This window comes from Desulfosarcina cetonica JCM 12296, assembly GCF_001311845.1.
Classification (GTDB): Bacteria; Desulfobacterota; Desulfobacteria; order Desulfobacterales; family Desulfosarcinaceae; genus Desulfosarcina; species Desulfosarcina cetonica.
On the sequence record NZ_BBCC01000349.1, the window covers coordinates 1 to 3,318 of the forward strand.

At 59.3% G+C, this 3,318-nt stretch carries 1 protein-coding gene and 2 pseudogenes; 2 read left to right on the forward strand and 1 reads right to left on the reverse strand.

All coding sequences use genetic code 11. The features are described from left to right. Nucleotides 1-29: 29 nt before the first annotated feature. A pseudogene (locus JCM12296_RS51205) lies at nt 30-656 on the forward strand (tetratricopeptide repeat protein); the annotation flags it as partial. A 367-nt stretch (nt 657-1,023) separates the two neighbouring features. Here JCM12296_RS51205 and fusA read toward each other — a convergent pair. Further along, nucleotides 1,024-3,055: pseudogene (gene fusA, locus JCM12296_RS51210) on the reverse strand (elongation factor G). 19 nt (nt 3,056-3,074) lie between these two features. Between fusA and JCM12296_RS42970 the strand changes: the two are divergent. Next, nucleotides 3,075-3,318 (forward strand): hypothetical protein (locus tag JCM12296_RS42970; protein WP_218188426.1); only part of this gene is annotated, 244 nt, incomplete at its 3' end.

A 3,318-nucleotide genomic window follows, 5' to 3' on the forward strand; every position in this document is an offset into this window, starting at 1 on the left:
CCGCAGCCAGTGCCCTGACCGTGGGATCCGTGGCCGCCGGTCAGACGGCGGCATTGGCCTACAGCCGGGAGGACGAGACCCAGGCCGATCAACTGGGGCTGGATTACCTGACCCAGGCGGGCTACACCGGCGAAGGGCTGTTGACCTCCCTTCAGAAGATCCGCAGCAAGCAATGGTACGGGTCCGATCAGATTCCCACCTACCTGACCACCCACCCGGCTTCGGAAGCACGCATGAGCTATATCGACAACTGGCTCCACCACAACCACCCTAAAAAAGCGCCGCCACGGCATGCGATCGGCGGGTTCCGGCTGGCGCACACCCGCATCGTGGCCTTATACACGGATAGCGAAATCGCCCTCAACCATTTTCAGAAGGCCGTGGCCGCCAAATCCGACGACCCCATGGCCCAATACGGGTACGCCCTGGCGCTGACCCGGGTGGAAAAATGGGCCGATGCCATCGTTCATATGCAGCGGGCCATCGAAGGCAACGCCATGGCCACCCACATGCTCCAGGACCTGGGGGTCATCTACTTCCACAACGGCCAATATGAAAAGGCCTTGGAAACGCTCGCCGCCAGCCAATCCGAAAAATACCCCGAGGGTCAGCTCTACCTGGGACGCTGCCAGATGGAGCTGGGCCGGATGGCCGATGCCAGGGAAACCTTCGGCAATCTGGTTCGCTACCATGATGATTACACGCAGGCCTACTTTTACCTGGGGGAAAGCAGCGGCCGACTGGGAGATATGTTCGCCGCGCATTACAACCTGGGCCGCTTCTACCAATTGAAGGCGGACCGCAAAAATGCCGATTTCCATCTCAACCGGGCCATGAAATTGGCCGCCAGCGATTACCAGCGGGAACAGGTCCGGCACCAGCTCGATGAACTGGAGCCGGAGAAGGATAAAAAAAGCCGGCCCAATAATACCATCGCTCGATATCGTATTATAGCGCCGGAGAAACAAGAAAACCGCTCCCCATGGGGAGCGGTTTTTCATTTTGAAGCCAATTCGGCCGGCGTCAATTGCGATCGAAGCGGGAAAACTGCATGGAAAAGGTCCCCCGGCCCTGGGTGGCCGACCGCAGGCTGGTGGAATAACCGAACATCTTGGCCAGGGGAACCGTGGCTTGATGATCTGGACCCCCAGCTTGGGTTGGATGGCTTCGATCTTGCCACCCCGCGCGTTGAGATCGCCGATGACCTCACCCATGAAGTCCTCGGGAACGATGACTTCCACCGCCATGATCGGATCCAGCAGAAAAGCCCCGCCCTGGGCGAGGGCCTCGCGAATGGCCATGGAAGCGGCCACGGTGAAAGCCAGTTCGGTGCCGCCGGATTCTCGGGCCGTGGCCGTGGTCAGGGTTACCTTGACATCCACCACCGGGTAGCCCATGAGGATCCCGCTCTCCAGGGACTCCATGACGCCTTTTTCCACCGCCTTGACCAGTGCCGGTGCCAGGGCGTCCTCGGCCAAAAGGGACGCAAAGCGGTTGCCCTCTCCCCGCGGAAGCGGTTCAAGCTTGAGGGTGACCTCGGCATAATGGCGGTTGCCGGCCACTTCCTTGTCGAAAACGGCGCTACCCGTGGAGACGGTCTCGATGGTTTCACGGTAGACCACCTGGGGTTTGCCCACGTTGACCTGCGTGTTGAACTCCCGCTGCATGCGGCTGGTGATAATTTCGAGGTGCAATTCGCCCATGCCGGAAAGAATCACCTGGCCGGTATCGGGGTCCTCACGCACCCGCAGGGTCGGGTCCTCGGCCATGAATTTCTCCAACACCTGCATGAACTTCTCCTGGTCGCTGTGCGTCTTGGGCTCCACGGCCACGGAAATGACCGGCTCGTAGAAATCCATCGTCTCCAACAGCACCGGATGTTCCTGGCGGCAAAGGGTCTCGCCGGTGGACGAGTCCTTGAGTCCCAGCACACCGACGATGGCGCCCGGCCCCACGCTGTCCACACGCTCGCGCTTGTTGGCGTGCATTTTAAGAATACGCGACAGCTTCTCTTTCTTGTTGCGCCCGGGATTGTAAACATCGCTGCCGGCTTCAAGTCGGCCGGAGTAAACCCGCACGAAGGAGAGTTTGCGGCCCTCGATCATGGACACCTTGAAAATCAGGCCGCCAGGGGCGCCTTTTCGTCCGGGTGGCAGAGAATCGTCTCGCCGGTCTCCGGATGAACGCCCTTGATCGCCGGCACATCCAGCGGGCTGGGCAGGTATTGCACAATGGCGTCCAGAAGCGGCTGCACGCCTTTGTTCTTGAGCGCGCTGCCGCACAGGACCGGCACCAATTTCATGGCGATGGTGGCACTACGAATGGCAGCAACGATGGCTTCGTTGGCAATGGGCGCCTCGGCGAGATAGGCTTCCATGATGCCGTCGTCCGTTTCGGCGAGGGTCTCGAGAAGCTGCTCGCGGTACATGTCGGCGTCATCCTTCAAGTCGGCATCGATTTCGCCGATGCTGAAGCTGGCCCCCAGGGTATCCTCATCCCAACGAATCTGCTTCATTTCGATCAGGTCGACAACCCCGGAAAAACTGTCTTCCGAGCCAATGGGAATCTGCAGGATGAGGGGATTGGCATGCAGGCGGTCGCGCATCATCTGAATCGCGCCAAAATAGTCGGCACCGATGCGATCGAGTTTGTTGACGAAGGCGATCTTGGGAACCTTGTAGCGATCCGCTTGACGCCACACGGTTTCCGATTGGGGCTCGACGCCGCCCACGGCGCAGAAGACGCCCACGGCACCATCCAGCACCCTAAGGGAACGCTCCACCTCAATGGTGAAATCCACATGTCCCGGCGTGTCGATGACTTGGATGTCCCGACCCTTCCACTGACAGGTGGTCACCGCCGACGTGATCGTAATGCCCCGTTCCTGCTCATCGACCATCCAGTCCATCACCGCTTCGCCGTCATGGACTTCGCCGATTTTATGCGAACGGCCGGTATAGTACAGCACCCGTTCGGTGACCGTCGTCTTTCCGGCATCGATGTGGGCAATGATCCCGATATTTCGAATGTTGTTGAGTTTGTCCGTTTTTTTCATCGCGTCAGCAGCATGTCAAATGTCAATGGCACTTTTTATCAAGGGCTCTGTGTATGCCAAGCCCCTTACATGTGTCAAGTCCGCCCAAGCCCGACCATTGAATCGGGCAATCCTGGGGCGGCATCAAAACAATCGGCGGATTCCGGTCAAACGCCGGGAATCCGCCGATTCAAACGACTTCACAAATAGATTACAGTTCCTTGACGGCCTCGGTCAACTCGGGCAAAAACTCGAGGATGTCGGCCTCGATGCCCACGTCGGCC